Annotated in this window: 3 protein-coding genes; all 3 read left to right on the top strand. The window is 69.6% G+C overall.

Annotated features, from left to right (window positions below):
• The coding region (locus tag ACLBXO_RS31535) for a response regulator transcription factor (RefSeq protein ID WP_447687890.1) at positions 1-443 on the top strand (443 nt) is incomplete at its 5' end.
• 91 nt (positions 444-534) lie between these two features.
• Positions 535-708, top strand: coding sequence for a CsbD family protein (locus tag ACLBXO_RS31530; RefSeq protein WP_447687889.1), 174 nt, complete (start codon positions 535-537; stop codon positions 706-708).
• 64 nt (positions 709-772) lie between these two features.
• Positions 773-1,255 (top strand): CsbD family protein (locus ACLBXO_RS31525; protein ID WP_447687888.1); only part of this gene is annotated, 483 nt, incomplete at its 3' end.

Here is a 1,255-nt window from a genome sequence, read left to right as displayed (position 1 = left end):
AGAGCGGCGCCAACCTCGACTGCCTGGTCTCGGCCGAGCGCATCGAGATCAACGAGGCGGCCTTCGTGCTGATGGTCCTGCAGGACATCACCGAGCGCAAGCACACCGAGCGGGAGCTGTTCGACGCGATCGAGACGGTGATGGCCGACACGTCGTGGTTCAGCCGCGGGCTGATCGAGAAGCTGGCGAACCTGCGCCGCCCGGGCCGGGAGGCGGGCGACGCGTCGGCGCCGAACCTGACGGTGCGCGAGCGGCAGATCCTGAACCTGATCTGCTCGGGGCTGAGCGACGACGCGATCGCGCGCAAGCTCAACCTGTCGCGCAACACGGTGCGCAATCACGGCGCCGCGCTCTACCGGAAGCTCGGCATCCACAAGCGCAGCGAGGCCGTCGTCTGGGGTCGGGAAAACGGATTTCCGCTGCAAATCGGCGGAACCAGCTGACATTTTTACTAGTATAAACATCTCATTGAATGCGAGTGTCGCCTCGATATCTCGTCTTGGGTTCAGGTTTTACTCCGATCACGGATTTACCATGACCGAAGACATGAACTCGACTTCGCCCAAGCACATCAAGGCCTCCGTCAAGGAAGCCCTCGGCAAGCTCACCGGCGATGCCGGTGTCGAGGCCGAGGGCCGGCGTCAGAAGCGCGAGGCCCGCTCGACCAAGACCGCCGTGACGGCGCCTGCCGGCTCGGACCGGGACTGATCTCCGTTCGGGGACGCCCCGAGGACGGGCGCCATTCCACCACCCACCACACGAGGAGCACGACATGGTCGATACGGATCGGATCACAGGGGCCGCCAAGGAGTTCGGCGGCAAGGTGCAGGGCGCGGTGGGCGACCTGACCGGCTCGCGGCGGGACTCGGTCGAGGGCCGCGCCCGCGCGGCGGCGGGCCAGGCCGAGACCGTCTACGGGCAGGCCAAGGACGCCGCGCGCGACGCGGCCGAGCACGTCGCCGACACGGCCCGCGACATCGGGGGCAAGATCCGCGACACGGTCGGCGGCCTCGTCGGCTCCGACGACGTCGAGCACCGCGCCCGCCGGGCCCAGGGTGCCGCCGAGGAGCATTTCGACCGGGCCCGGCGCGCCGTGCGCCGCGCGGCCGACGATGCGGCCGACGATGTGTCCGACTACGCCGGGGACGCCTACGCCCGCGGCGGCCACGACCTGCGCCGCGCCACGCGCGAGGTCAGCCACCAGGTCGCCGAGTTCCCGCTCGCCTCACTGCTGATCGCCGGCGCCGTCGGCTTC

The organism is Methylobacterium sp. C33D (assembly GCF_053345825.1).
This window is presented reverse-complemented; position numbering and strand designations above follow the sequence as displayed.